This is a genomic window from Streptomyces sp. ATLC9, assembly GCF_057196705.1.
Genome location: NZ_JBXUOY010000046.1, coordinates 1 through 26,384, shown reverse-complemented (window position 1 = coordinate 26,384; position 26,384 = coordinate 1). Strand labels below are relative to the sequence as shown.

Genomic DNA, 26,384 nt, shown 5'->3' with positions numbered 1-26,384 from the left:
CCCGTGCGGCTGGCCCGCTGCTGCACACCGGTGCCGCCCGACGCCGTGGTCGGCTTCGCGGTACGCGGCGGTGCGGTGACCGCCCACCGGGAGGGCTGCCCCACCGTGGCCCGGATGACCGCGGCCGGCCGCGGGACCGTGGCCGTGCGGTGGCAGGACTCCGGCGCGGGCTGCCGGGTGACGCTGTACGCCGAGTCACTGAGCCGCCCGCACCTCCTGGCCGACCTGACCGAGGCCATCGCGGCGGAAGGGGCCGCCGTGGTCTCCGCCGAGGTCGAGCCGCCCAGGGAGCACCGGGTGCGGCACACCTACACCCTGCGCCTGGAGGACGCCGGTGAGCTGCCCGGGCTGATGCGGGCCATGCGGGAGGTGCCCGGCGTCTACGACGTCGTCCGGGCCACCCGGACCCAGCCCTGAGGAACCCGCTCGGGGGAGCCCGGTCCGCCGGAAGGGCGGGCCGCCGCGCAAACCAGGTGACGGCCGGGCCGCGCCGTGCCACCATCTTCGTGTCAGGGCGGCCCGCATCCGCCTCCGGGCCCCTGCTCGCACTCGTGCCGACGGGAATGTTCCGGGCGCCGTACACGTTGACCCGGATACCTTCACTCCAACGACGTAAGGACTCACTTGACCTTCTCTTCCTCCCTCCCGCAGAACGGCCAGCGCCTCGCCGAGACGTACCGCCGAGCCGACGCCCTGATGGAGGAGGACGCCGCCTGGAGTCACGACATCGACGGCGAGCGCGACGGTGACCAGTACGACCGCTCCGAGCGCGCCGCCCTCCGCCGTGTCGCGGGCCTGTCCACCGAACTCCAGGACGTCACGGAGGTCGAGTACCGGCAGCTGCGCCTGGAGCGCGTGGTGCTCGTGGGCGTGTGGACCTCCGGCACCGCGCAGGACGCCGAGAACTCCCTCGCCGAGCTCGCGGCTCTCGCCGAGACCGCCGGCGCGCTCGTCCTCGACGGGGTGATCCAGCGCCGCGACAAGCCGGACCCGGCCACCTACATCGGCTCGGGCAAGGCGCAGGAGCTGCGCGACATCGTGGTCGAGACGGCGGCCGACACCGTCGTGTGCGACGGTGAGCTCAGCCCCGGCCAGCTCATCCACCTGGAGGACGTCGTCAAGGTCAAGGTGGTGGACCGCACCGCCCTGATCCTCGACATCTTCGCCCAGCACGCCAAGTCCCGCGAGGGCAAGGCCCAGGTGGCGCTGGCACAGATGCAGTACATGCTGCCCAGGCTGCGCGGCTGGGGCCAGTCGCTGTCCCGGCAGATGGGCGGCGGCGGCTCCGGTTCCTCCGGTGGCGGCATGGCCACCCGTGGTCCCGGTGAGACCAAGATCGAGACGGACCGGCGGCGGATCCGCGAGAAGATGGCGAAGACGCGCCGGGAGATCGCGGAGATGAAGACCGGCCGCGACGTCAAGCGGCAGGAGCGGCGCCGTAACAAGGTGCCGTCGATCGCCATCGCCGGATACACCAACGCGGGCAAGTCCTCGCTGCTCAACCGCCTCACGGGCGCGGGCGTGCTGGTGGAGAACGCGCTGTTCGCCACCCTCGACCCGACCGTACGCCGCGCCGAGACCCCCAGCGGGCGCGCGTACACCCTGGCCGACACCGTCGGCTTCGTGCGCCATCTGCCGCACCACCTCGTCGAGGCGTTCCGCTCCACGATGGAGGAGGTCGCCGACTCCGATCTGATCCTCCACGTGGTGGACGGCTCGCACCCGGCACCGGAGGAGCAGCTCGCCGCCGTGCGCGAGGTGATCCGGGACGTCGGCGCGGTGGACGTGCCCGAGGTCGTGGTGGTCAACAAGGCGGACGCCGCCGATCCACTGACCCTGGCGCGACTGCTGCGCGCCGAGAGGCGCGCCCTCGCCGTCTCCGCCCGCACCGGGCAGGGTATCGACGAGCTGCTGGAGCTGATCGACCGGGAGCTGCCGCGCCCGGCCGTGGAGCTGACGGTGCTGGTGCCCTACACTCGCGGCGACCTGGTCTCCCGGGTCCACGCCGAGGGGGAGATCATCTCGGAGGAACACACCGAGGGCGGCACGCTGCTCACGACCCGTGTCCACGAGGAGCTGGCGGTCGAACTCAGGGCGTACGTCACCGCGGGCACGGAGGCCTGACCTCCGGCGCCGCATACGCCTTCCGAACAGCGCCCACCGGGCCCGTCCCCTCCCCAGGGGGCGGGCCCACCGTCGTGCGGGGCCGGATGCCGTACGGGCATACTGATCCCACGATCAAAGTGCTGGTCGCCGAGGACATGCACGTGGTGCGGGCGGGCCCGGCGGAGATCCCGGACGGACAACCGGGCATCGAGGGCGCGGGGCAGGCGGCCGACGGCCCGGCCGCACTGGAGGCGGCCCTGCGGCACGGGCCCGATGTCGTGGTCCTCGACATCGATCTGCCCGGTCTGGACGGCATATCGGTGGCCGCACGGCTGCGCGAGAGGCTTCCGGCGTGCCGCTGCCTGATGCTCAGCGCGCTGGACCGCCCCGGACTGTTGCGCAGGGCACTGAAGGCCGGAGCGGCGGGCTATCTGCTGAAGACCGCCACGCCGGGTGAGCTCGCCTCGGCCGTGCGCACCGGCGCGGCCGGGGGCCGGGCCGTAGACCCCCGTCTGGCCGAACAGAGCTCGGAACGGGGGGACCCGCTGACCGCGCGTGAGGCCGAGGTGCTGCGCTGTCCGCGGGCGGGGTGGGGGCACGGGAAATCGCCGCGGAGCTATTCCTCGGCGTGGGTACGGTGCGCAACCGCATATCCTCCGCGGTGGGTAAACTCCACGCCCGCACCCTCGCCGACGCCGTCAGGATTGCCGAGCGCAACGGCTGGATCTAGGCGGTCCGGTGTGCGCTGTCCCGGTGGTGTGGCCGGTCAGGGGGCGTTATCCGCGGTGCTGGAGTCTGCGCCGCGGGCCACGGCAGGCGGCGGCCGACCGACCGTGATCCGGGTCACGCTCCACCGGGCGGCCGGGAGCGCGGCCGTACGATGGGCGGGACGGCGCGCATCCCGCCCCGGGAGCGCGACCCTATCCACCTTCGAGGAGTCGGCACCGTGCTGCGCACCATGTTCAAGTCGAAGATCCACCGGGCCACGGTCACCGAGGCGGATCTCCACTACGTGGGGTCCGTCACGATCGACGCGGCCCTGATGGAGGCCGCCGACCTGCTGCCCGGAGAGCTGGTCCACATCGTCGACATCACCAACGGCGCCCGCCTGGAGACCTACGTCATCGAGGGGCGGCGCGGCTCCGGGGTGATCGGGATCAACGGCGCGGCCGCGCACCTGGTCCACCCCGGGGACCTGGTGATCCTCATCAGCTACGCGCAGATGGACGACGCCGAGGCCCGCTCCCACCGGCCCGCGGTGGTGCACGTCGACGCCGACAACCGCATCGTGGAGCTGGGCAGCGACCCCTCCGAGCCGGTGCCCGGCAGCGACACGGTGCGCAGCCCGATGGCCATGGTCTGACCACCGGGCGCCCGCACGTCCGTGTGCACGGGGCCCCGCCGCCCCCTCGGGGGCGGCGGGGCCCCGGCATGCCGCGCCTTCGTTCAGTTCCCGTCGGCGGACTTCCCGCTGACGCCCTCGTCGCCCTCGCCGTCCGTACCGCCGGAGCCCCCGTCCTCGACCTCGGGGTCGACCCTGCGGTCGTTCTCCTCGGCATCCTTCATCCGGTCCGGGTCCCACAGGCCCTCGATGACCGGGTTGACGAAGTCCCTGGCCTCACGCAGTCAGTCGTCCTTGTCCCAGTTCCGTCACTCCCCGTTCCTCCACTTCTCGGGATCGAAGTCCTGGAGCGCCGCGGGCGGTTCCTTCGGCAGACGCAGGCCGTCGACGCCGGACCCGCCCTCTGCGTCCTCCCCGTCCCGCACGGGCCTCGCCGGGCGTGGCGGGCCCCACTGCGCCGGTGCTGCGGGGGACGGCGTACGGCGGGCGCGCGGTTCCAACTCGCCCGGGAGGCTGCGATCTCGCCCCCGGCCGTGATCCGGCGGGGGCGCCGTCGTTGGTACGGGCGGAGGCACGGTGCCGCCTGCGCAGGCAGCGCCGTGCCACGGGAACCGGACGACCACGCACCGGTGCGGTGCCCTCACCCCCCAGGGAGACTTCCGTGAACGCATGTCCCGCCCCGGACGGGATGACGACGCAGGAGGCGGCGGACCCGGCGGGAGGGCGGCCGGCCGCACCCGCCGCACCTGCGGAGCCCGCCGGGCCCGTCGTACCCCGGCAGCACGCCGGCGAGCGGGAGGCGGGCGACCCGCTGGAACACTCCGACCCGTTCGTGGCCGCCGACGCCGCGGCCGCCGGGAACCTGCTGCGCTGCTGGGTGCGGGAGAACGACCTGCCCCGGCCCGGCGGGGCCGTCCTCCGCGTCGCGCTGGCCTCCTGCGGTCTGGTGCTGCGGGTGCCGGTCCGCCACTGGTCCGCCGCCGGCTGGCACCGCTTCGGCCCGCCCGCCCTGGAGGGCGCCGCGCCCGGCACCGCCCCCCTCGACGCGGTGACGCTGGCCGCCCTGCTGGCGAGGGAGGCCGCGCACCGCGGGCCCACGGTTCCGGGACCCGCCAGGGGAGAGGGCGCGGAGCTGGTCGGCCGGGTAGCCGACTCCGTGGGCCGCACCGCCGTCTTCCTCGCCGACCGCCGGGCCCGTCCCGACGCACCACCCACCGCCGACCCGTTCCTGGACGGCGAGCAGTCCCTGATCCTCGGGCACCCGCTGCACCCGGTGCCCAAGAGCCGCGAGGGCGTCACCGGGGCCGAGGCACGCGCCTGGTCCCCGGAACTGCGCGGGGCCTTCCCCCTGCACTGGGTGGCCGTCGACCGCTCCGTCCTGGCCTCCGACTCCGCCTGGACCGACCGCGGCCGGATCGTGCCCGCCGAACGGATCGCCGCCGAGCTGGCCGGGCCCGGGCTGCGCCTGCCCGAGGGGACGGTCCCCCTTCCGCTGCACCCCTGGCAGGCCCGAGAGGTGCGGCACCGCCCCGCCGTCGCGGCTCTGCTCGAGGCCGGTCTGCTGCACGACCTCGGCCCGCACGGCGACCCGTGGCACCCGACCTCCTCCGTGCGCACCGTCCACCGGCCCGGCGTACCCGCCATGCTCAAGCTCTCGCTGGGCCTGCGGATCACCAACTCCCGCCGGGAGAACCTCCGCAAGGAGCTGCGCCGCGGAGTGGAGGTGCACCGGCTGCTGCGCACCGGCCTGGGCACGCGCTGGCGGGCCGCCTTCCCCGGCCGTCCGGGTTTCGACATCGTGCGCGACCCCGCCTGGCTTGCCGTCGACGACGGCGCCGGGAAGCCGGTGGCCGGGCTGGACACCGTCATCCGGCACAACCCCTTCGGGCCCGGCGACGACGCCGTGTGCCTGGCCGGGCTGACCTCCCCCCGGCCCTGGCCCGGCGATCCCCGCGGCGCGCTCCGCTCCCGGCTGGCCGACGCCGTCACCCGGCTCGCGGCCCGTACGGGACGGCCGGTGGCCACCGTCGCCGCCGAGTGGTTCCTGCGCTACCTCCACACCGTCGTGCACCCCGTGCTGTGGCTGGACGCCGAGGCGGGTATCGCCCTGGAGGCGCACCAGCAGAACACCGTGGTCCTGCTCGACGGCGACGGCTGGCCGGTTGGCGGCCGCTACCGCGACAACCAGGGCTACTACTTCCGCGAGTCCCACCGGGAGGCGCTCCGGAGGTGCTTGCCGGGCATCGGCGCGGACAGCGACACCTTCGTCGCCGACGAGGTCGCCGACGAGCGCTTCGCCTACTACCTGGGCGTCAACAACGTACTGGGTCTGATCGGGGCGTTCGGCTCCCAGGGGCTGGCCGAGGAGGAACTGCTGCTCGCCGCGCTGCGCCGCTTCCTCACCGACGCCGACCGCCCCGGCGACGGCGCCCCCAGCTCATCGCTGCCCGCCCTCCTGCTTCACTCCCCGGTCCTGCGGTGCAAGGCCAATCTCCTCACCCGGCTGCACGGGCTGGACGAGCTGGCCGGGCCGGTGGACACCCAGTCCGTCTATGTCACCGTCACCAACCCCCTGGTGAAGCCCTGAACCTCACAGGAGATACCACCATGACCACCGGTGTTCCACGGGCCTGCCCCGCTCCCGCCGTGTCCACGGTCACCGCCGCACCCGCTGCCGCACGCGTCCCGTCGGGCGCGGCGGTCCCGCCGATCACCGCCGCACCCGGCCCGCGACCGCCCTCCGGTCCGCCCCGGGCGCGGGTGGGTCTGCTGGACGGCGTCGCCGACTGGGGGCCGGTCATCACGGCCGCCGGTGTCTTCCGGCTCGTTCCCGTCCGCGTCGAACGCGATCTGCGGCTGATCACCGCCTGGATGAACGACCCCGCGGTGGCGGCCTTCTGGCACCTGGCAGGCCCCGCCGGCACCACCGCCGCGCATCTGCGCGCCCAGACCGGCGGCGACGGGCGCAGCGTACCGTGTCTGGGGGTGCTCTCCGGTGTCCCCATGAGCTACTGGGAGGTCTACCGCGCCGATCTCGACCCGCTCGCCCGGTACCACCCGGTGCGCCCGCACGACACCGGGCTGCACCTGCTGATCGGCAGCGCGGCGGACCGGGGACGCGGGCTCGGCACGGTGCTGCTGCGGGCGGTCTCGGACCTCGTCCTGGACCGGCGTCCGGCCTGCGGCCGCGTCATCGCCGAGCCCGACGTCCGCAACGCCCCGTCCGTCGCGGCCTTCCTGCGGGCGGGCTTCCGGCTGGCCGCCGAGACCGACCTCCCGGGCAAACGGGCCGCCGTGGTGGTCCGCGACCGGACGCCGCGGCATCTCCCGTGACTTCCCGGGCGGGCTGTGGGCCGTACCGGGTACGGCTGTCGGCGGCGCCGCGTAAGGTGGCGGTCCTATGACCAAGCCCGCCCTCACCGACCTCCTCCACGCCGCCGTCACCGCTGTCGGAGGCACCGAGCGATCCGGCCAGGTGGCCATGGCCGAAGCCGTGGCCGAGGCCATCGACAGCAACGTCCACCTGCTGGTCCAGGCGGGCACCGGGACCGGCAAGTCGCTGGGATACCTGGTGCCCGCCCTGGCGCACGGGGAACGCACGGTCATCGCGACCGCGACGCTCGCCCTGCAGCGGCAGCTGGTCGAACGCGACCTGCCGCGTACGATCGAGGCCCTCCACCCGCTGCTGCGCCGCCGTCCCGAGTACGCCATGCTCAAAGGACGCTCCAACTACCTGTGCCTGCACCGCCTCCACGAAGGGGTGCCGCAGGACGACGAGGACGGTCTGTTCGACCCTTTCGAGGCCGCGGCCCCCACCAGCCGGCTGGGCAAGGACCTGCTGCGGCTGCGGGACTGGGCGGACGAGACCGAGACCGGTGACCGCGACGACCTCACCCCGGGCGTCTCCGACCGCGCCTGGTCCCAGGTGTCGGTCTCCTCGCGGGAGTGCCTGGGCGCCACCCGCTGCGCCTACGGGGCGGAGTGCTTCGCGGAGGCGGCGCGCGAGCGGGCCAAACTCGCCGAGGTGATCGTCACCAACCACGCGCTGCTGGCCATCGACGCCATCGAGGGTGCGCCGGTGCTCCCCGGCCATGAGGTCCTGATCGTCGACGAGGCGCACGAACTGGTCTCCCGGGTCACCGGGGTGGCCACCGGCGAGCTGACGCCGGGCGGGGTCAACCGGGCGGTGCGCCGTGCGGCCAAACTGGTCGACGAGAAGGAGGCCGACCGGCTGCAGACGGCCGCGGAGGGCTTCGAGCGGCTGATGGAGCTGGCGCTGCCGGGCCGGCTGGAGGAGATCCCCGAGGACCTCGGATACGCCCTGACGGCGCTGCGCGACGCGGCCCGCGCGGTCATCACCGCTCTGGGCAACACCCGTGACCGGTCCGTCCAGGACGAGGACGCGGTCCGCCGCCAGGCCCAGGCCTCGGTGGAGAACGTCCACGCGGTCGCCGAGCGCATCGTGCAGGGCTCGGAGTACGACGTCGTCTGGTACGAGCGCCACGACCGCTACGGAGCCTCGCTGCGGGTCGCACCGCTGGCGGTCTCCGGACTGCTGAGGGAGAAGCTGTTCGAGGACCGGTCGGTGGTGCTGGCCTCGGCCACGCTCAAGCTCGGCGGGGACTTCGACGGGGTGGGCGCCTCCCTGGGGCTGAGCGCCGGGGGACGGATCACGGAGGCCGGCGGCGCGGGTGCCACCGGCGGGGACGCGGACGAGGGGGACGGGAGCGACGCGGCGGAGGCGGACGCCGGGGACCCGCAGTGGCGGGGACTGGACGTCGGCTCGCCCTTCGACTACCGCAGGCAGGGCATCCTCTACGTCGCCCAGCACCTGTCACCGCCCGGCCGGGAGGGCAGCCGCGGCGACATGCTGGACGAGCTGACCGAGCTGGTGGAAGCGGCCGGGGGACGCACCCTCGGACTGTTCTCCTCGATGCGGGCCGCCCAGGCGGCGGCCGAGGAACTGCGCGGGCGGCTGGACGTGCCCGTACTGCTGCAGGGCGAGGAGACCCTGGGCGAGCTGATCCGCCGCTTCGCGGCGGACGCCGAGACCTGCCTGTTCGGGACGTTGTCGCTGTGGCAGGGCGTGGACGTGCCGGGCCCGAACTGCCAGCTGGTGGTGATGGACCGCATCCCGTTCCCGCGCCCCGACGATCCGCTGATGAGCGCCCGGCAGAAGGCCGTGGAGGAGGCGGGCGGCAACGGTTTCATGGCGGTGGCGGCCACCCACGCCGCGCTGCTGATGGCGCAGGGGGCGGGCCGTCTGGTGCGGGCGACGGGAGACCGGGGCGTGGTCGCGGTACTGGACTCGAGGCTGGCCCGGGCACGCTACGGGAGCTTCCTGCGGGCCTCGATGCCCGACTTCTGGTACACCACCGACCGCAACCAGGTGCGCCGTTCACTCGCGGCCATCGACGCCGCGGTCAGGGAGAGCGCGTAGGGCAGGGCGGGCAGCACAGTGGGGACAGGACGGGGTGGGCGGGCAGAGCCCGGCCCCTGACCGCTCCCGGGCTTGTGAACCTCTGCCGAGGCACCGGGAGCACGGGGAAGAGCTGGGCCCCGGGACCGGCGCAGTGGTCCCGGGGCGGTCCGTTCCTGCCGCCGTACGGCGGGTGTCGCGCGGCCGGTGTCGTGGGGGGGGGGGGGGGGGGGGGGGGGGGCGGCGGCCGCCCCCCCCCCCCCCCCCCCCCCCCACCGCGACGACCTTGCCGAGGATGGTGGCCTCGTCGCCGGGGATCGGCTGGTAGGCGGCGTTGTGGGGGATCAGCCACACATGCCCGTCCTCGCGCCTGAAGCGCTTGACGGTCGCCTCGCCGTCCAGCATGGCGGCGACGATGTCGCCGTTCTCGGCGACCGGCTGGCGGCGCACCGTGACCCAGTCGCCGTCGCAGATCGCCGCGTCGACCATGGAGTCGCCGACGACCTTGAGCACGAAGAGTTCGCCGTCGCCGACGAGCTGGCGGGGCAGCGGGAAGACGTCCTCCACCGACTCCTCGGCGAGGATCGGGCCCCCGGCGGCGATCCGGCCGACCAGGGGGACGTAGGAGGCGGCGGGCTTGCCGGTGGTGTCGGTGGTCTGGCTGGTGGGCGCGTCCGAGGCGCGCACCTCGTAGGCGCGGGGACGGTGCGGGTCGCGCCGCAGGAAGCCCTTGCGCTCCAGCGCCATCAGCTGGTGGGCCACGGAGGAGGTGGAGGACAGGCCGACGGCCTGTCCGATCTCCCGCATCGACGGCGGGTAGCCGCGGCGCTGCACCGAGTCGCGGATCACCTCGATCACCCGGCGCTGCCGGTCCGTCAGCCCGGAGCTGTCGGCTCGGATCCCCGGGGGGCGGCCGGGCAGGGAGCGGGTGGGCCTGGGAGCCTCCGCGCCGTCGCCTGCGCCGTCGGGCGCGCCGGACACGGCGTTCGCCTCCCGCGCCCGGTCGGCCCGGTCCCGGGAACGGTCCCGTGCGGTGATGGTGCTGCTCTCTGCTGTGGTGGTCACGTCGGCCCCTCTCGAGCGGTTCTCCCTGGTTGGACAACGGTATGTTCTTTCGAAAGGTTGCGCCGAACACACGTTCGAGTGAAATTTCGCAGATTAGCTGACGTGATCGATGAGGCCGGTGTAGAAGCTGCGAATCGCCTGCGATCGCTACGGTAGCCTCTCGTGCGTTTGCCGCTCCGGCGTTTCCGGCATGCACGGCGTGTTCGTCGAGCAGCCACCAGATGTAGTGGTTAGATATTCGGCGGCCACCCAGAAGTTGTGGTCCCCCGGTCCTGGAGGGCGGCGGGTATCACCTATGCTGGTGGCCGCTTTCGGGGTCCGCCCACCGGGTACCCGAACGTGTGTCCAATGCTGTTCCGCTGCGCCGCTCATGCTGCGCCATCGAGGGTGAAGGAGGGTGGGAAGCGATGCACTGCCCCTTCTGCCGGCACTCCGACAGCCGCGTCGTCGACAGCCGCACCACCGACGACGGCACCGCGATCCGCCGGCGCCGCCAGTGCCCGCACTGCTCGCGCCGCTTCACGACGGTGGAGAACGCGTCGTTGATGGTCATCAAGCGGAGCGGGGTCACCGAGCCCTTCAGCCGGGACAAGGTGATCGCCGGGGTGCGCAAGGCATGCCAGGGGCGTCCGGTCACCGAGGACGCGCTCGCCAAGCTGGGCCAGCGGGTCGAGGAGGCGGTGCGCGCCACCGGGAGCGCCGAGCTGTCCACGCACGACGTCGGGCTGGCCATACTCGGTCCGCTGCGCGAACTGGACCTCGTGGCGTACCTGCGCTTCGCCTCCGTGTACCAGGCGTTCGACTCGCTGGAGGACTTCGAGGCCGCGATCGCCGAGCTGCGCGGGGAACGGACGCCGGCGGGCGGTGACCGTGCCGGCGGAGGCGACGCCGCGCCGGGCGGAACCACGTCCGCGGGAGCCGGAGGCCGCGGCGGTCCCGGGGAGACCGGAGACGGAAGTGACGGCGGGGGCGAACGCGGCGGCGGAGGCGGCGAGAGCCCCGCCGCTCCGCCCGCGCCACTGGCCGCCGGAGACTGAGCGGCCCCACACGGACTGGACCGGAGCGCGTCGCGCCCCGGCCATCGAAACGAACACCACGCCCCGGGAAGTGCGGGGTGTGTCAGGGCGTTATGCCTGTACAGGGAGGCGGAATGACAGAGACGACGAGCGACCCGGCACGAGGGGCCCGGTCCAAGGGGACCAAGGCCGCCAAGGGTCTGCGGATCGAGCGCATCCACACCACCCCCGGGGTGCACCCGTACGACGAGGTGGTCTGGGAGCGCCGTGACGTCGTCATGACCAACTGGCGCGACGGCTCGGTCAACTTCGAGCAGCGCGGCGTGGAGTTCCCCGACTTCTGGTCGGTGAACGCGGTCAACATCGTCACCAGCAAGTACTTCCGCGGCGCGGTCGGTACCCCCCAGCGCGAGACCAGCCTGAAGCAGCTGATCGACCGTGTGGTGAAGACCTACCGCGCCGCCGGTGAGAAGCACGGCTACTTCGCCTCCCCGGCCGACGCCGAGATCTTCGAGCACGAGCTGGCCCACGCCGTGCTCCACCAGGTGTTCTCGTTCAACTCCCCGGTGTGGTTCAACGTCGGCACCGCCCAGCCCCAGCAGGTCTCCGCCTGCTTCATCCTCTCCGTCGACGACTCCATGGAGTCGATCCTGGAGTGGTACAAGGAAGAGGGGATGATCTTCAAGGGCGGTTCCGGCGCGGGCCTGAACCTCTCGCGCATCCGCTCCTCCAAGGAACTGCTCTCCTCCGGCGGCAACGCCTCGGGCCCGGTCTCCTTCATGCGCGGCGCCGACGCCTCCGCCGGGACGATCAAGTCCGGCGGTGCCACCCGCCGCGCGGCCAAGATGGTCGTCCTGGACGTGGACCACCCCGACGTCGAGGCGTTCATCGAGACCAAGGTCAAGGAGGAGGAGAAGATCCGCGCCCTGCGCGACGCGGGCTTCGACATGGACCTGGGCGGCGACGACATCACCTCCGTCCAGTACCAGAACGCCAACAACTCCGTCCGCGTCAACGACGCCTTCATGAAGGCCGTCGAGGGCGGGTCGAAGTTCGGCCTGCGCGCCCGGATGACCGGCGAGGCCATCGAGGAGGTCGACGCCAAGGCGCTGTTCCGCAAGATGGCCGAGGCCGCCTGGGCCTGCGCCGACCCCGGCATCCAGTACGACGACACCATCAACCACTGGCACACCTCGCCGGAGAGCGGCCGCATCACCGCCTCCAACCCGTGCAGCGAGTACATGCACCTGGACAACTCCTCGTGCAACCTGGCCTCGCTGAACCTGATGAAGTTCCTGCGCGACGACGACGCCGGCAACCAGTCCTTCGACGCCGGGCGCTTCGCGAAGATCGTCGAGCTGGTCATCACCGCGATGGACATCTCCATCTGCTTCGCCGACTTCCCCACCGAGAAGATCGGTGAGACCACCCGCGCCTTCCGCCAGCTGGGCATCGGCTACGCCAACCTCGGCGCCCTGCTGATGGCCACCGGCCACGCCTACGACTCCGACGGCGGACGCGCCCTGGCCGGCGCGATCACCTCCCTGATGACCGGCACCTCCTACCGCCGCTCCGCCGAACTGGCCGCGGTCGTCGGCGCGTACAAGGGCTACGCCCGCAACGCCGACGCCCACCAGCGCGTCATGAGGCAGCACGCCGACGCCAACACCGACGCCAAGCGTATGGACGACCTGGACACCCCGGTGTGGGCCGCGGCCACCGAGGCGTGGCAGGACGTGCTCCGGCTGGGCAAGAAGAACGGGTTCCGCAACGCCCAGGCGTCCGTGCTGGCTCCCACCGGCACCATCGGTCTGATGATGGACTGCGACACCACCGGCGTCGAGCCCGACCTGGCCCTGGTCAAGTTCAAGAAGCTGGTCGGCGGCGGCTCGATGCAGATCGTCAACAACACCGTCCCCAAGGCACTCAAGCGGCTCGGCTACCAGCCCGAGCAGGTCGAGGCGATCGTCGAGCACATCGCCGATCACGGCAACGTCATCGACGCCCCGGGGCTGCGTCCGGAGCACTACGAGGTCTTCGACTGCGCCATGGGCGAGCGCTCCATCTCCCCGATGGGGCACGTGCGGATGATGGCCGCCGCCCAGCCGTTCCTGTCCGGCGCGATCTCCAAGACGGTGAACATGCCCGAGTCGGCCACCGTCGAGGAGGTCGAGGAGATCTACTTCGAGGGCTGGAAGCTCGGCCTGAAGGCACTGGCGATCTACCGCGACAACTGCAAGGTCGGCCAGCCGCTCTCCGCCAAGAAGAAGGAGCGGAAGAGCGAGGAGCGGCAGTCCGGGGCCGAGAAGGTCGTCGAGTACCGCCCGGTGCGCAAGCGCCTGCCCAAGGGCAGGCCCGGCATCACCACCTCCTTCACCGTCGGCGGCGCCGAGGGCTACATGACCGCCAACTCCTACCCGGACGACGGGCTGGGCGAGGTCTTCCTGAAGATGTCCAAGCAGGGATCGACCCTCGCGGGCATGATGGACGCCTTCTCGATCGCCGTCTCGGTGGGCCTGCAGTACGGCGTGCCGCTGGAGACCTACGTCTCGAAGTTCACCAACATGCGCTTCGAGCCGGCCGGTATGACCGACGACCCGGACGTGCGGATGGCGCAGTCGATCGTCGACTACATCTTCCGCCGTCTGGCGCTGGACTTCCTGCCCTTCGAGACCCGCTCGGCCCTCGGCATCCACTCCGCCGAGGAGCGCCAGCGCCACCTGGAGACCGGCTCCTACGAGCCCGCCGACGACGAGCTGGACGTCGAGAGCCTGGCCCAGTCGGCCCCGCGCCAGGTGGAGCCGCCCAAGACGGTGAGCAGCTTCTCCGAGCCACAGGCGCCGGTCCCGGCGCCGAAGGAGGCGCACAGTTCCACCGAACTGGTGGAGATGCAGCTCGGTCTCAACGCCGACGCGCCGCTGTGCTTCTCCTGCGGCACCAAGATGCGCCGCGCGGGCAGCTGCTACCTGTGCGAGGGCTGCGGCTCCACCAGCGGCTGCAGCTGACCCGCGGTGCGGTGGCGGGTGACCGCCACCGCACCCGGGACGAGCCGGAGGGCGCCGACCGCTCGGTCGGCGCCCTCCGCGTCCGCGGTGCAGGCCGCGGCGGGCCGGGCCGTCAGACGGGAGCGCCGCCCATGAGGCGGGTGAAGGACTCCGGGTCGACGTCGAACCCGCGCAGGTGCTCGCGGAACTCCCAGGCGCCCGTGCCGTTGCGGGTGAACTCCGCGACGGTGGCGGCCGTCGCACCGGACACGCCCGAGAAGTCGTGCTCGGCCAGCTCGACGTATCCCTCCCTGATCCGGACGCCGGTGCGCGCTATGTCGCCGAACGTCCGGCGCCCGCTGTGCTGCTGGACCGCCACGCCCACGACCACCCGGGCGTAGGAGGAGGCCAGCCGGCTGAGCTCCAGGGTCATGATCTCGTCGTAGCCGAGCCCCAGCCCGGTGCGGCTGTCCCGGCTGAGGTTGATGGTGCCGTCGGGCGAGCGGCTGTCGAAGTGCACGACGTACGCGGGCTCGCCGTGCGGGTCCTCCGCGGTGTAGGTCGCGGCGATGATGTCGAGGTCGTGGGGCGAGGACTCGGAGGGGCTGGGGTCCCACCTGACCGCCACCTCGACCTTCTCCACCCCCTTGTTGGGACTGCTCACCGGGCTCCCCTTCCTAGGAACTGAGCTGCTGCGGTACACGACCGCACCCGGCCCGGGGCCGGTGCGGTGCGGTCGCCATGACAGCACATCAACTCTCCTGTCTGCCCGGTGGTTTGTCCACGGCGCCCGCCCGGCGGGCACGGATCGCCGAGCCGCTCGTCGAGGATCTCCGGCGCGGCTTCGGGGGTGAGCCGTCCGAGCAGCGCATGGAGGGCCAGGCCGTCGGCGAGGGCGATGCGACTGTGCACTCTCACCAGTTCCGCCGGGCCGCCCGCCGTCCGTGCCAGGCGGAGTACGGGGAGGTCCGCCGCGGGGCGTGCGGATCGTCGGACGGGCCTTCCGCGAGGCCCAGCGCCCGGCGGCCGCGGAGGTGGTCGAACGCGGGGCCGGGATCGTCACGCCCGTCGACCCCGCCCGTGACAAGCCGTGCGGCCGGTCACCGGTATGGCCGTACGATGGCGCGGTGCTGGTCAAGTGGATGCGCTGCACGGTGGTCGATCGACGGGGCTTCGAGCGGGGGCAGCGGAAGTGGGCCGGTCTGCTCGGCGAACCGGGCTTCCGCGCGCAGGGCGGGGGCTGGAGCCGGTCCCGGCCGGGCGTGGCGCACCTCTTCGGCTTCTGGGAGAGCCGGGCCTTCTACGACTCGTTCATGGCACGCTCCCACGACCGGCTGGCGGCGTCGCAGAACGGCACCCACAAGGACATCCAGGTCCGGCTCTTCGAGTACCGCTTCGACGTGAAGGTGGGTTTCCGGCCCCGGTTCACGGACGCGGACCTGCTGCGCGTCGCCCACTGCCGGGTGCGCCGCGAGCGCATCGAGCACTACACCCTGATGCAGGAGAAGGTGTGGAATCCGGCGATGGCCGGGTCGCCCGGGATGCTGCGGGGGGTCTTCGCGCAGGCACAGGCCGAGGACGAGTTCCTGGTGCTGTCGATGTGGGACTCGGCGGCGGAGCACGGCAAGTACCGCACGGAGCGGATCGAGCGGCTGGCGCTCCGTGCCCAGCTGGGGGCGGACGTCGCGTCGGTCGGCGGGGACGTGATAGATCTCGAGCCGTCCTGGACGGTCTGATGCCGGTGCCGGCCGGGCGTTGCCGCGCAGGCCGCGACCGGGCTGTGGTTGGGCTGTGGGGCCTCCGCGCGCCTAGGGTGGGGGCATGGCACGACCCCGGCGCATCGTCCTGGTCCGGCACGGCGAGTCGGAGGGGAACTTCGACGACTCGGTCTACGAGCGGGTGCCCGACCACGCCCTGAGTCTCACCGAACGCGGATTCCGGCAGGCCGAGGCGGCGGGGGAGCGGCTGCGGGAACTCTTCGGCGACGAGCGGATCTCGGCCTACGTCTCGCCGTACCGCCGCACCCACCAGACCTTCCGCGCGCTGCGCCTGGACCCGACGCGAGTGCGGATGCGCGAGGAGCCCCGGCTGCGCGAGCAGGACTGGGGCAACTGGCAGGACCGCGAGGACGTACGGCGGCAGAAGGCGGCGCGCGACGCCTACGGGCACTTCTTCTACCGGTTCGCGCAGGGGGAGTCGGGTGCGGACGTCTACGACCGGGTCGGGGCCTTCCTGGAGAGTCTGTGGCGCAGTTTCGAATCCTCCGACCATCCGCCGAACGTGCTGCTGGTGACGCACGGGCTGACCATGCGGCTGTTCTGCATGAGGTGGCTGCACTGGACGGTCGCGGAGTTCGAGTCGCTGTCCAATCCGGGCAACGGGGAGGTGCGGGCTCTGGAACTGGGCACGGACGGGCGCTACCACCTGGACCGGCCGTTCGAGCGCTGGTGCACCCCCGAGTCGTATGCCGGACCCTACGCGGGGGAGTCCGGGGAGACGTACGGGATGTCCGGGGTGCGCGGGCGTCCCGGCAGGCTCCGGTGAGGCCCTGGGCGCTCTGGGTGCTCTGCCCGAGCCGCGGCGCCTGCGCCCTGGCAGGGCATCGCCGGCACCGTGCCGGGCCGTAGCGGTGGGGCGGGACTGTGCCCTCCGGGCCCCGGGGAACACCCCGCGGGCGGTGGGGCGTACTCTGGCTGATGTCATGCCGTACGAGCCTCCCACCCACCGCGTCGAACGTTCCCTGCGGGCCACCACCGGAGCGAAGGTCGTCGCCGGAGTCGACGAGGTCGGCCGGGGAGCCTGGGCGGGGCCCGTCACCGTCTGCGCGGCCGTCACCGGGCTGCGCAGGGCGCCCGACGGGCTGACGGACTCCAAGCTCATCGGACCGGCCCGTCGCGCCGAACTCGCCGGGTCGCTCACCGACTGGGTCACGGCCCACGCGCTCGGGCACTCCTCTCCGGAGGAGATCGACGAGCTGGGCATGACGGCCGCGCTGCGGCTCGCCGCCGTACGCGCGCTGGAGGCGCTGCCGGTCCGTCCCGACGCCGTGATCCTCGACGGCAGGCATGACTACCTGGGGGCTCCCTGGAGGGTCCGCACGGTGGTCAAGGGCGACCTGTCATGTGTCCCGGTCGCCGCCGCGTCCGTGATCGCCAAGGTGCACCGGGACGCTCGTATGGCCGAACTGGGCGCCGGTCACCGCGAGTTCGGCTTCGACCGCAACGCAGGCTATCCCTCGCCCGTCCACCGTGCCGCCCTCGAGGAGCTGGGGCCCACTCCCCACCACCGGTTGTCGTGGTCGTATCTGGACGCACTGCCGCGCTGGCGGCACCTGAAACGGATGCGTGTCGAGCGGACCGAGCAGATCGGCCTCTTCTGACTCGAAACCGAATCTTTTTCCGAACCCGCTGGCGTGTCCCGCACCGGCGTTTGATAGACAACACCCCATGCCGCACAGCTCCGAGGAGCCCAAGATCCACCCGAATGTCCCCGGCCCCCGCAACGCCACGGGTACCGCCCGGGCCCCACAGGTTCCCCGCCCCTCCGCACCCGTCCCCGGCCCCCGGCCGACGCCGCAGCCGGCCGACCGCAGCCGTCCCGTTCCCGGGAGGCCGGCGCCGACGCGTAACGCCGGACCTTCGCGTCCCGTGGCGGACGCGGCGGGCGTGAAGGCGGCCCCGGGGAAGGCCGCACCGCAGATCCAGCTCGTCGAGGCCACTGACGCCACCGCGGTCGAGGTCGCGGACGAGACCGTCGACAGGCTGCTCGATGAGGGCCGTTCGCCCGCCGATGTCCTGGTGCTCACCACCGGTGAGCACCATCCCTGGGCGCAGCACGAACTCACCTTCGGCGAGGACGCCTACTGGCGCCAGCAGGCCGAGGGCGAGGACGTCTTCTACGCCCACGCGTCGGCCGCGGAGCGCACCGTCGGCCGTCCGGTCGTCGTGCTCGCGGTCAACGGCGGGACGGACGATCAGGCTGCCCGGGCGCTGCCCGCCGCTCTGGCCAGGACGGGGTCGCGGCTGGTCGTCTGCGGCGATCCGGGCCGGCTGCGCGCGCTGCTCTGAACCGGACGTTCCGGCCCGTGGCCCGCCGGCCCGCCACCTGGCGGGTCAGCGGGCCGTCGTGCTCCGCCGTGTCCCGGAGGGTCCGGAACTCCCTTCCCCCGGGCCGCTCTTCTCCGGGAATCCATCTTCCGAGCCGTTTCCCGGGCCACCGTCTTCCGGCCGTGCGCTCCAGACGGCGGGGCCGCCGACGTACGGCCGCCGTCCCCCGCGGTCCTCGCCGAGAACCTGCCAGCCGGTACGGGTCAGCGTGATGTACGCCCCGCACCGCAGGCCGTGCAGTATGCAGGCGTCGCGCAGCCCCCACATCCACGCGCCGTCCTCGTCCCTCCGGCCCGGGCCGTCCTCCCCGCAGCGCAGCAGGACGGCGGTCCGGGAGGGCCTGCGGCGGCGCAGGTCGTGCGGGACGATCCTGCGCAGCTGGGACAGCAGGACGTTGCGGCACTCCCAGCCGTCCGGAGCGGAGTTGGCCCGGGAGAACGATGCGCTGGCGATGATCCGCTCGTCCGGATCGATCACCGCGACGACGGAGGTGGCCGGTCCGGGCCGGTGACGGGCATGCAGACCTGCGACCAGTTCGCGCGGGCTGCGCAGCAGAGGGATCCCGGCGGCGGCCCACTCGGCGGGTTCGAGAACGCGTCCGGCGCGGGACGGGGTCTCAGCGGGCAGCGGTGAGACGAAGCCGACGGTCATGGTCCTCCCTCCGTGGCATCGCACCAATTCTCACGGGTGAACACGATTGCGGCAATGGAACACCGAGTCGTCCTGATCACGCCGAAGCCTCCTGCGGCAGGTCGGCGGGCGGGCTGCGGTTCAGCCCCGCACGGCCAGCACCAGCGGCATCACCCCCTGGGCCCCGGCCCGGCGCAGCAGCCGCGTGGCCACCGCCAAGGTCCAGCCGGTCTCCGTGAAGTCGTCCACCAGCAGTACCGGGCCACCTGCCGCCTCGACCGCCTTCTCCAGCGGCCCGGGAACGGTCAGCGCACCGTGCAGGGCCCGCAGTCGCTGCGCGCTGTTACTGCGCGGGGCATGGGTGTCCGGCGCCCCGTCGGCGTACTCCACGGTGCCCAGCAGCGGTATCCGGCCGACCGCAGCGATCCGCTCCCCGAGAGACCTGACCAGTTGCGGCCGACTCCGCGAGTCGATCGTCACCACTCCCACCGGGCGGGCCGGCGCGTCCTCCTCCCCTGAGGCCCAGCCGCCCGGCCCCCGCGCCCAGTCGGCGAGTACGGAGACCACGGCAGCGGCCACGTCGTCGGGCACCGGCCCGTCCTGCGAAGGCGGCTCCAGCAGCGGGCGCAGCCGGTTGCCCCATCCGATGTCGGACAGGCGGCCCAGCGCCCTGCCGGGAGCAGCCTGTTCGCCCGGAGGGACACGGCCCTTGAGGTCCAGCCCGATCGCGGGCAGCCCTGTCGGCCACATCCTGCGGGGCTCCACCTCCACACCGGGGCGTTTCAGCTCTCCCCGGGCGGCCTCCAGCGCCGCCGGATCGACGTCGGTGCCGAACCGCGGGCCCGCGCAGTTGTCGCACCGGCCGCAGGGCGCCGCCTCCGGGTCGTCCAGTTGCCGCCGCAGGGACTCCATCCGGCACCCGGAGGCTGCGGCGTACTCCTTCATCGCATGCTGCTCGGCCTCCCGCTGCCGTGCCACCCACGCGTACCGCTCGGTGTCGTAGGACCAGGGCTCGCCCGTGGAGACCCAGCCGCCGCGCACCCGCCGTACCGCCCCGTCCACGTCGAGCACCTTGAGCATCGTCTCCAGCCGCGAGCGGCGCAGTTCCACCAGCGGTTCCAGGGCGGGCAGCGACAGCGGCCGGTCGGCCGACGCCAGCACGTCCAGGGTGCGGCGCACCTGCTCTTCGGGGGGAAAGGCCAGGGAGGCGAAGTACCGCCAGATCGCCTCGTCCTCCGGGCCGGGCAGCAGCAGGACCTCGGCGTGCTCCACGCCGCGCCCGGCCCGGCCCACCTGCTGGTAGTAGGCGATGGGGGAGGAGGGGGAACCGAGGTGGACGACGAAGCCCAGATCCGGTTTGTCGAAGCCCATGCCCAGCGCGGAGGTGGCCACCAGCGCCTTGACCCTGTTACCCAGCAGGTCCGCCTCGGCCGCTTCCCGGTCCGCGTTCTCCGTCCGCCCGGTGTAGGAGGCGACCGCGTGGCCCCGCTGCCGCAGGAACGCCGCCACCTCCTCGGCCGCCGAGACCGTCAGCGTGTAGACGATGCCGGAGCCCGGCAGCCTGTGGAGGTGGCCGTCGAGCCAGGCCAGCCGGTGTGCCGCGTCCGGCAGGCGCAGCACTCCCAGGCTGAGGCTCTCCCGGTCCAGCGGGCCGCGCAGCACCAGCGCGTCCGCCCCCGTCCCGCCGGTGCCCAGTTGTTCGGCCACGTCGGCCGTCACCCGGGCGTTGGCCGTCGCGGTGGTGGCCAGCACCGGGACGCCGGGGGGAAGCTCGGCGAGCATCGTCCGCAGTCGCCGGTAGTCGGGCCGGAAGTCGTGGCCCCAGTCGGAGATGCAGTGTGCCTCGTCGACCACCAGCAGTCCGGTCGTGGCGGCCAGTTTCGGCAGGACCTGATCGCGGAAGTCGGGGTTGTTCAGGCGCTCCGGACTGACGAGCAGCACATCGACCTCGCCCGCGGCCACCTCGGAATGGACCGTGTCCCACTCCTCGGTGTTCGCGGAGTTGATCGTCCGGGCGCGGACGCCTGCCCGCTCCGCGGCCTCGACCTGGTTGCGCATCAGCGCCAGAAGCGGGGAGACGATCACCGTCGGCCCCTCGCCGCGCTCACGCAGCAGCGCGGTCGCCACGAAGTACACCGCCGACTTGCCCCAGCCCGTGCGCTGCACCACCAAGGTCCGACGACGCTCCACCACCAGGGACTCGACGGCCCGCCACTGGTCGGTGCGCAGCCTCGCCGTACCGGTTGCGTCGCCGACGAGGCGGGCCAGTACGGCGTCGGCGGCGGTGCGCAGATTCTCCTCGCTCATGCCTCCATGCAACCCGATGGCACCGACACCGTGCGAACCGCCTGTGGAGAACCGGACGTCCGTACAGTCAATGTGATCACCGGTGTATCAGCATATATGTCCATTGATGTCACCTGTGGACAGAGCCGCGCGGCGCCCCGTCCGTCCGCGTCACTGTCGGGGCATGACACAGCACAGCGAGTTCACCCGGCAGCCGTCCCCCGCCGCCCAGGTCACCCTGCGCGGTCCGGCCGAGCTGATCGACTCCCTTCCCTATCTGCTCGGCTACCACCCCGACGACTCCGTCGTCCTGGTCGGTCTCCACGGTCCGAGCGGTCGCTTCGGCGGCCGGCTCCGCGTAGGCATCCCCACGAAGGAGGAGGGTTGGCCCGAGCTGGCCGAACAGTTGGCCGACTGCCTGCGCGGCAGCGGCGCCCCCCGCGGCGGCCGCCCCGACGCGGCGCTCGTCTTCCTGTGCCGCGATCCGGCCGACGGCGAGGGAGGCCGGGCCGTCATGGAACGGCTCCGGCCTCTCGCCCAGCGGCTGCGGACCGCCTGCGGGGCGCTGGACATGCCGGTGTACGAGGCGCTGTGCGTCTCCGGTGGCCGCTACTGGTCGTACTGCTGTCCCGACACCCGGTGCTGCCCGGCCGAAGGCACACCGCTGGGCGTCCCCGGCACCTCCGCCATCGCGGCCGCGGCCGCGTACGCCGGGCTGCGGGTGAAGGGCACTCTGAAGGAGATGACGGCCAGGCTCGCACCGCTGGGCCCGCCGACCGCCGGCCCGCAGGAACAGGCATTCGACATCGCGGGCGCGGCCCTGGTGCCCCGGATGCTGGGCGAGGCCGACCGCGAGACGGTGCGCACCGAGACCCTGGAGCTCGCCGACCGGCTGCTCGACCGCTACCGGAACGCGCCGACGGCGGGCAGGAAGGAGGGGACGGCCGGGGCCGACACCCGGGACGATCGACTTCTGTCCCACGAGGAGGCCGCCACCATGGTCCTCGGCCTCCAGGACCGGGTCACCCGGGACCGGGCCGCGGAGTGGATGGAGGGCGAGGAGGCCGCCCCCGCGCTGAGGCTGTGGCGTGCACTGGCCAGGCGGTGCGTCGGGGCCTACACCGAGCACGCCGCGACGCCGCTGACTCTGGCCGGTTGGGTCGCCTGGTCCGGCGGGGACGAACCCAGCGCGCGTGTGGCGCTGGGCCGGGCTCTGGATCTGGATCCGGGATACGTCTTCGCGCGGCTGCTCCACAGCGCGTGCAACAGCGGGCTCGACCCCGAACCGCTGAGGCAGTGCCTGCGGAGGCAACGGGCCGCACGCGGGCGTGGAACCGCGGCGGTCCAGGGTTGACGGCAGAGCGACGCAAGCCTCTGTTTATCGTCAGGCAGACGACTATGATCACGTCATGCCCTACGACCCGTCGGCCTTTCCCCCCTTCGCCGTCACCGTCGATCTGGTCGTGCTCACCGTGCGAAGGCACGCCCTGTGTGCGCTGGTCGTACGCCGGGGCGAACCTCCGCACCAGGGACGGTGGGCACTGCCCGGAGGCTTTGTGCGTATCGACGAGGATCTCGGGGCCGCGGCAGCCCGTGAACTCACCGAGGAGACGGGGCTGCACGTACAGGGGCCGGACGACCGGCACACCGGCGCCCATCTTGAGCAACTCGCCACCTACGGCGATCCGGGGCGGGATCCGCGGATGCGGGTGGTCAGCGTCGCTCACCTGGTTCTGGCCCCCGACCTGCCCGCCCCCACGGCCGGCGGTGACGCCGACAGCGTCCGCTGGGCACCGGTGGACACTCTGCTGCCCTCCGGAGACGGCTCGGACCGAAGGACTGAAAGTGGTGAGCGGCCCGTACCGCTGGCCTTCGACCACTCCAGGATCCTCGCGGACGGAGTCGAGCGGGCCCGGTCGAAGATCGAGTACTCCTCGCTCGCCACCGCTTTCTGCCCGCCGGAGTTCACCGTGGGGGAGTTGCGGCGGGTCTACGAAGCGGTGTGGGGCGTCGCACTCGACCCGAGGAACTTTCATCGCAAGGTCACCGGCACTCCCGGCTTCCTGGTGCCGACCGGCGGTACAACGACTCGTCAGGGTGGTCGACCCGCACAGTTGTTCCGGGCCGGCGGTGCCACGGTGCTGAACCCGCCGATGCTGCGGCCGGAGATCTGAGGGAGGGGCGGGGCCTCGGCTCTTCACCGGGACGGCACTCAGCTCCGGCGGACCGTGGCGCGCAGGCGGGGCGGCACGTCTTCCACCAGCGGGTCCCGGCCCTGAGCGGTCCCGTTTCGCCGCAGGCGCGCTCCGGCCGCCGCGCGTGCCTGATCAGAAGACCGTTTCTTTCCGATAAGGCGTCAATCGCGAGGAGACCGCTGATCACCCTTTCGTGTGCTTTTCACCAAAGCCCTCAAGGCCGTCCGGAGCACCGCCGACAAAGGATGCGTGACTACCCTTGCGCACACCATGATGACCTCGGCTCGCTCCGCCGACTCCGGCCTCACGGGTTCGAGTGAGCCGGACCGTTACGCCTACGCCGAGTCGACCGGCGCGATCCGTGCCACCACCGTCCCCGCGTGGGACGGCGGCGAAGCGGACATGGCCCGGGCCGGGCGACGCGCCGCCGGAAACCGGGGGCGCGGGCTGCACGGCCAACTCGTACAGCAACTGGGACAGATGATCGTCTCCGGAGACCTCGGCGCCGACCGCCCCCTCGTTCCCGAGGAGATCGGCCAGCGCTTCGAGGTGTCGCGCACCGTCGTCCGCGAGTCGCTCCGGGTCCTTGAGGCCAAGGGCCTGGTCAGTGCCCGCCCCAATGTCGGAACGCGGGTCCGCCCGGTCAGTGACTGGAACCTTCTCGACCCCGACATCATCGAATGGCGTGCCTTCGGTCCACAGCGCGACGATCAGCGCCGCGAACTGTGTGAGCTGCGCTGGGCGATCGAGCCGCTGGCCGCCCGTCTCGCCGCGGACCACAGTCGCGACGAGGTGCAGCAGCGCCTCGCGGACATGGTCGAGATCATGGGCCGCACGCTCGCCCAGGGAGATGGTCTGACCTTCTCCCGGGCCGACGCCGAGTTCCACGCCCTGCTTCTGCAGGCCGCCGGCAACCGGATGCTGGAGCACCTCTCCGGCATCGTCGGTGCGGCCCTCCAGGTGTCCGGGGCGCCTGCCGCCGGATGCGAGCGCCCCACCGAGGCGTCGCTGGCGCACCACCGCAGGATCGCCGAAGCCGTCGCCTCAGGGGAGGCGGTCGCCGCGGAGAACGCGGTGCGTCAGCTGCTCGCCGTTTCCTCCGAGACGGCCGTCTCCGCGACGCCCGGCGCTCCCGCCGCAGGCGCCTCCGCCGCGCCCTCCGAGGCCCAGACCTCCGCAGCGGCTCCGGCGGTCGGCGGCGCCCCCGACCATGTGGTGCCGGCGCCTCGCGAACACTGATCTCCGGTACCGGCAGCACCCGCACGGTGTCGCCGGATCCCGTCGGGCGGGATCCGGCGATGTCCTTCCGGCCCGGCCGGCCCGCTCCGGCCGCCCGGGCCGCGGTTCGGCGATAAGTGAGCGTATGGGGGTTTCCATCCGCCTGTGTCATGTGACCCGGGACACTCCGGCCGGGCGTAACGCTTCGCGTGGCAGCGCGATGACTCAAGAGGTGGCAGCTACCGGGGGAATACGGACGCCGCATCCGGCGCTGTATCCCCTCCGTCGCTCCGCCCGAGCCGCCGGTCATCCCCGCCGGGGCTTGCAGGTCCCATGCCCCGTGGGCGGGGCCGAAGCCGTTTCCATCGTTCCGAGAGGTTGTTCGTGTCGGCCAGCACATCCCGTACGCTCCCTGCGGAGATCGCCGAGTCCGCGTCTGTGATGGCGCTCATTGAGCGGGGAAAGGCCGAGGGGCAGATCGCCGGCGACGATGTGCGTCGGGCCTTCGAGGCCGACCAGATTCCGCCGACCCAGTGGAAGAACGTCCTGCGCAGTCTCAACCAGATCCTCGACGAGGAGGGTGTGACGCTGATGGTGAGTGCCGCGGAGGCTCCCAAGCGCACCCGGAAGAGCGTCGCAGCGAAGGCCCCGGCCAAGCGCACCGCGACCAAGACGGTCGCCGCCAGGAAGACCCCCGCCAGGAAGGCGGCTCCGGCCGCCGCCCCGGAGGACCCCGCCGGGGACGCGGAGGGAGCCGCCGAGGAGGGCGCGGCGAAGCCCGCCAGGAAGACCGCCGCCAAGAAGGCGCCCGCCAAGAAGGCCGCGGCCAAGAAGATCGTGGCCAAGAAGGCGCCCGCCAAGAAGGCCGCGGCCAAGAAGACGGACGTCGACGAGCTGCTCGAGGCTGACGAGGACGTCATCGAAGAGCCTCCGGTCAAGAGCGGCAAGGCCGCCGAGGAGGCCGCAGCGGAGCCCAAGAACGAGAACGAGGGCTTCGTCCTGTCCGACGACGACGAGGACGACGCCCCTGCCCAGCAGGTCGCCGCCGCGGGTGCCACCGCCGACCCGGTCAAGGACTACCTCAAGCAGATCGGCAAGGTCCCCCTGCTCAACGCCGAGCAGGAGGTCGAGCTGGCCAAGCGCATTGAGGCCGGTCTCTTCGCCGAGGACAAACTCGCCAACAGCGACAAGATCGCCCCCAAGCTCAAGCGCGAGCTGGAGATCATCGCCGAGGACGGCCGCCGGGCCAAGAACCACCTTCTGGAGGCCAACCTCCGCCTGGTGGTCTCGCTGGCCAAGCGCTACACCGGCCGGGGCATGCTCTTCCTGGATCTGATCCAGGAGGGCAACCTGGGCCTGATCCGTGCGGTCGAGAAGTTCGACTACACCAAGGGCTACAAGTTCTCGACCTACGCGACCTGGTGGATCCGTCAGGCCATCACCCGGGCCATGGCCGACCAGGCCCGCACCATCCGCATCCCGGTGCACATGGTCGAGGTGATCAACAAGCTCGCGCGCGTCCAGCGCCAGATGCTCCAGGACCTGGGCCGTGAGCCCACGCCGGAGGAGCTGGCCAAGGAACTCGACATGACCCCGGAGAAGGTCGTCGAGGTCCAGAAGTACGGCCGTGAGCCGATCTCCCTGCACACCCCGCTGGGCGAGGACGGCGACAGCGAGTTCGGCGACCTCATCGAGGACTCCGAGGCGGTCGTCCCGGCCGACGCGGTCAGCTTCACGCTCCTGCAGGAGCAGCTCCACTCCGTGCTCGACACGCTCAGCGAGCGCGAGGCCGGCGTGGTCTCGATGCGTTTCGGTCTCACCGACGGCCAGCCCAAGACGCTGGACGAGATCGGCAAGGTCTACGGGGTGACCCGTGAGCGGATCCGCCAGATCGAGTCCAAGACGATGTCGAAGCTGCGTCACCCCTCCCGTTCCCAGGTCCTGCGGGACTACCTCGACTAGTGTCGCGTCAGCCAGGGTTTGCCCGGGCGGCGAGCGGGGTGAACCCTGGCTGACG

21 protein-coding genes and 2 pseudogenes are annotated in these 26,384 nt (G+C 72.5%); 18 read left to right on the top strand and 5 right to left on the bottom strand.

Annotated features, from left to right (window positions below; translation table 11 throughout):
- From AC2CJA_RS07900 to AC2CJA_RS07865, 8 genes and pseudogenes are all read left to right on the top strand, one after another.
- Positions 1–417: ACT domain-containing protein (locus AC2CJA_RS07900; protein WP_484601952.1), on the top strand; the 417-nt coding region annotated here is incomplete at its 5' end.
- 207 nt (positions 418–624) lie between these two features.
- Entirely contained in the window at positions 625–2,124 is a 1,500-nt protein-coding gene (gene hflX / locus AC2CJA_RS07895) for a GTPase HflX (protein WP_484601951.1), read from the top strand.
- A gap of 86 nt (positions 2,125–2,210) precedes the next feature.
- Positions 2,211–2,522 (top strand): annotated as a pseudogene (locus AC2CJA_RS07890) (response regulator); the annotation flags it as partial.
- A gap of 173 nt (positions 2,523–2,695) precedes the next feature.
- Entirely contained in the window at positions 2,696–2,836 is a 141-nt protein-coding gene (locus AC2CJA_RS07885) for a hypothetical protein (RefSeq protein ID WP_484601954.1), read from the top strand.
- A gap of 216 nt (positions 2,837–3,052) precedes the next feature.
- Positions 3,053–3,469 (top strand): aspartate 1-decarboxylase, encoded by a 417-nt coding sequence (panD, locus tag AC2CJA_RS07880; protein WP_484601950.1) that lies wholly within the window; start codon positions 3,053–3,055, stop codon positions 3,467–3,469.
- A 640-nt stretch (positions 3,470–4,109) separates the two neighbouring features.
- The gene (locus AC2CJA_RS07875) at positions 4,110–6,035 is read left to right on the top strand and encodes an IucA/IucC family protein (RefSeq protein WP_484601949.1); all 1,926 of its coding nucleotides are present in this window, start codon (positions 4,110–4,112) and stop codon (positions 6,033–6,035) included.
- A 20-nt stretch (positions 6,036–6,055) separates the two neighbouring features.
- Positions 6,056–6,781 (top strand): GNAT family N-acetyltransferase, encoded by a 726-nt coding sequence (locus tag AC2CJA_RS07870; protein ID WP_484601948.1) that lies wholly within the window; start codon positions 6,056–6,058, stop codon positions 6,779–6,781.
- A gap of 67 nt (positions 6,782–6,848) precedes the next feature.
- Entirely contained in the window at positions 6,849–8,888 is a 2,040-nt protein-coding gene (locus AC2CJA_RS07865; RefSeq protein ID WP_484601947.1) for an ATP-dependent DNA helicase, read from the top strand.
- 252 nt (positions 8,889–9,140) lie between these two features.
- Here AC2CJA_RS07865 and lexA read toward each other — a convergent pair.
- Positions 9,141–9,848: pseudogene (lexA, locus tag AC2CJA_RS07860) on the bottom strand (transcriptional repressor LexA); the annotation flags it as partial.
- A gap of 491 nt (positions 9,849–10,339) precedes the next feature.
- Here lexA and nrdR point away from each other — a divergent pair.
- Together nrdR and AC2CJA_RS07850 are read left to right on the top strand one after the other, a co-directional pair.
- On the top strand, positions 10,340–10,969 hold the full coding sequence (nrdR, locus tag AC2CJA_RS07855; RefSeq protein ID WP_484601946.1) for a transcriptional regulator NrdR: 630 nt from the start codon (positions 10,340–10,342) through the stop codon (positions 10,967–10,969).
- 113 nt (positions 10,970–11,082) lie between these two features.
- Entirely contained in the window at positions 11,083–13,953 is a 2,871-nt protein-coding gene (locus AC2CJA_RS07850; protein ID WP_484601945.1) for a vitamin B12-dependent ribonucleotide reductase, read from the top strand.
- A 112-nt stretch (positions 13,954–14,065) separates the two neighbouring features.
- Here AC2CJA_RS07850 and AC2CJA_RS07845 read toward each other — a convergent pair whose 3' ends face one another.
- Positions 14,066–14,596, bottom strand: coding sequence for a TerD family protein (locus tag AC2CJA_RS07845; protein ID WP_484601944.1), 531 nt, complete (start codon positions 14,594–14,596; stop codon positions 14,066–14,068).
- Complete coding sequence (locus AC2CJA_RS07840; RefSeq protein WP_484601943.1) at positions 14,593–14,850, bottom strand: hypothetical protein; 258 nt, start codon at positions 14,848–14,850, stop codon at positions 14,593–14,595. Before AC2CJA_RS07840 ends, AC2CJA_RS07845 begins: the two co-directional genes overlap by 4 nt.
- Positions 14,851–15,059: 209 nt before the next feature.
- Here AC2CJA_RS07840 and AC2CJA_RS07835 point away from each other — a divergent pair, with 209 nt between their 5' ends.
- The 4 genes from AC2CJA_RS07835 (at position 15,060) to AC2CJA_RS07820 (ending at position 17,999) form a co-directional block, all read left to right on the top strand.
- On the top strand, positions 15,060–15,668 hold the full coding sequence (locus tag AC2CJA_RS07835) for a YdbC family protein (RefSeq protein ID WP_484601953.1): 609 nt from the start codon (positions 15,060–15,062) through the stop codon (positions 15,666–15,668).
- A gap of 85 nt (positions 15,669–15,753) precedes the next feature.
- Positions 15,754–16,476, top strand: coding sequence for a histidine phosphatase family protein (locus AC2CJA_RS07830; RefSeq protein ID WP_484601942.1), 723 nt, complete (start codon positions 15,754–15,756; stop codon positions 16,474–16,476).
- A gap of 157 nt (positions 16,477–16,633) precedes the next feature.
- The gene (locus tag AC2CJA_RS07825) at positions 16,634–17,311 is read left to right on the top strand and encodes a ribonuclease HII (protein WP_484601941.1); all 678 of its coding nucleotides are present in this window, start codon (positions 16,634–16,636) and stop codon (positions 17,309–17,311) included.
- A gap of 268 nt (positions 17,312–17,579) precedes the next feature.
- The gene (locus AC2CJA_RS07820; RefSeq protein WP_484601940.1) at positions 17,580–17,999 is read left to right on the top strand and encodes a hypothetical protein; all 420 of its coding nucleotides are present in this window, start codon (positions 17,580–17,582) and stop codon (positions 17,997–17,999) included.
- A gap of 45 nt (positions 18,000–18,044) precedes the next feature.
- On the opposite strand, the gene AC2CJA_RS07815 is transcribed toward AC2CJA_RS07820, so the two are convergent.
- Together AC2CJA_RS07815 and AC2CJA_RS07810 are read right to left on the bottom strand one after the other, a co-directional pair.
- The gene (locus AC2CJA_RS07815) at positions 18,045–18,689 is read right to left on the bottom strand and encodes a hypothetical protein (RefSeq protein ID WP_484601939.1); all 645 of its coding nucleotides are present in this window, start codon (positions 18,687–18,689) and stop codon (positions 18,045–18,047) included.
- A 120-nt stretch (positions 18,690–18,809) separates the two neighbouring features.
- On the bottom strand, positions 18,810–20,975 hold the full coding sequence (locus AC2CJA_RS07810) for a RecQ family ATP-dependent DNA helicase (protein ID WP_484601938.1): 2,166 nt from the start codon (positions 20,973–20,975) through the stop codon (positions 18,810–18,812).
- Positions 20,976–21,138: 163 nt separating this feature from the next.
- Here AC2CJA_RS07810 and AC2CJA_RS07805 point away from each other — a divergent pair, with 163 nt between their 5' ends.
- The 4 genes from AC2CJA_RS07805 to AC2CJA_RS07790 all read left to right on the top strand — a co-directional run bounded on the left by AC2CJA_RS07805 (position 21,139) and on the right by AC2CJA_RS07790 (position 26,329).
- Positions 21,139–22,308 carry a DUF4192 domain-containing protein gene (locus AC2CJA_RS07805; protein WP_484601937.1) on the top strand — a complete coding sequence of 390 codons (1,170 nt, stop codon included), beginning with the start codon at positions 21,139–21,141 and terminating at the stop codon, positions 22,306–22,308.
- Between the two features lie 55 nt (positions 22,309–22,363).
- The gene (locus tag AC2CJA_RS07800) at positions 22,364–23,128 is read left to right on the top strand and encodes an NUDIX hydrolase (RefSeq protein ID WP_484601936.1); all 765 of its coding nucleotides are present in this window, start codon (positions 22,364–22,366) and stop codon (positions 23,126–23,128) included.
- A gap of 216 nt (positions 23,129–23,344) precedes the next feature.
- Positions 23,345–24,388, top strand: a complete 1,044-nt coding sequence (locus AC2CJA_RS07795; RefSeq protein WP_484601935.1) for a FadR/GntR family transcriptional regulator — start codon at positions 23,345–23,347, stop codon at positions 24,386–24,388.
- A 363-nt stretch (positions 24,389–24,751) separates the two neighbouring features.
- Positions 24,752–26,329 (top strand): RNA polymerase sigma factor, encoded by a 1,578-nt coding sequence (locus AC2CJA_RS07790; protein ID WP_484601934.1) that lies wholly within the window; start codon positions 24,752–24,754, stop codon positions 26,327–26,329.
- The last annotated feature ends 55 nt before the right edge of the window (positions 26,330–26,384 follow it).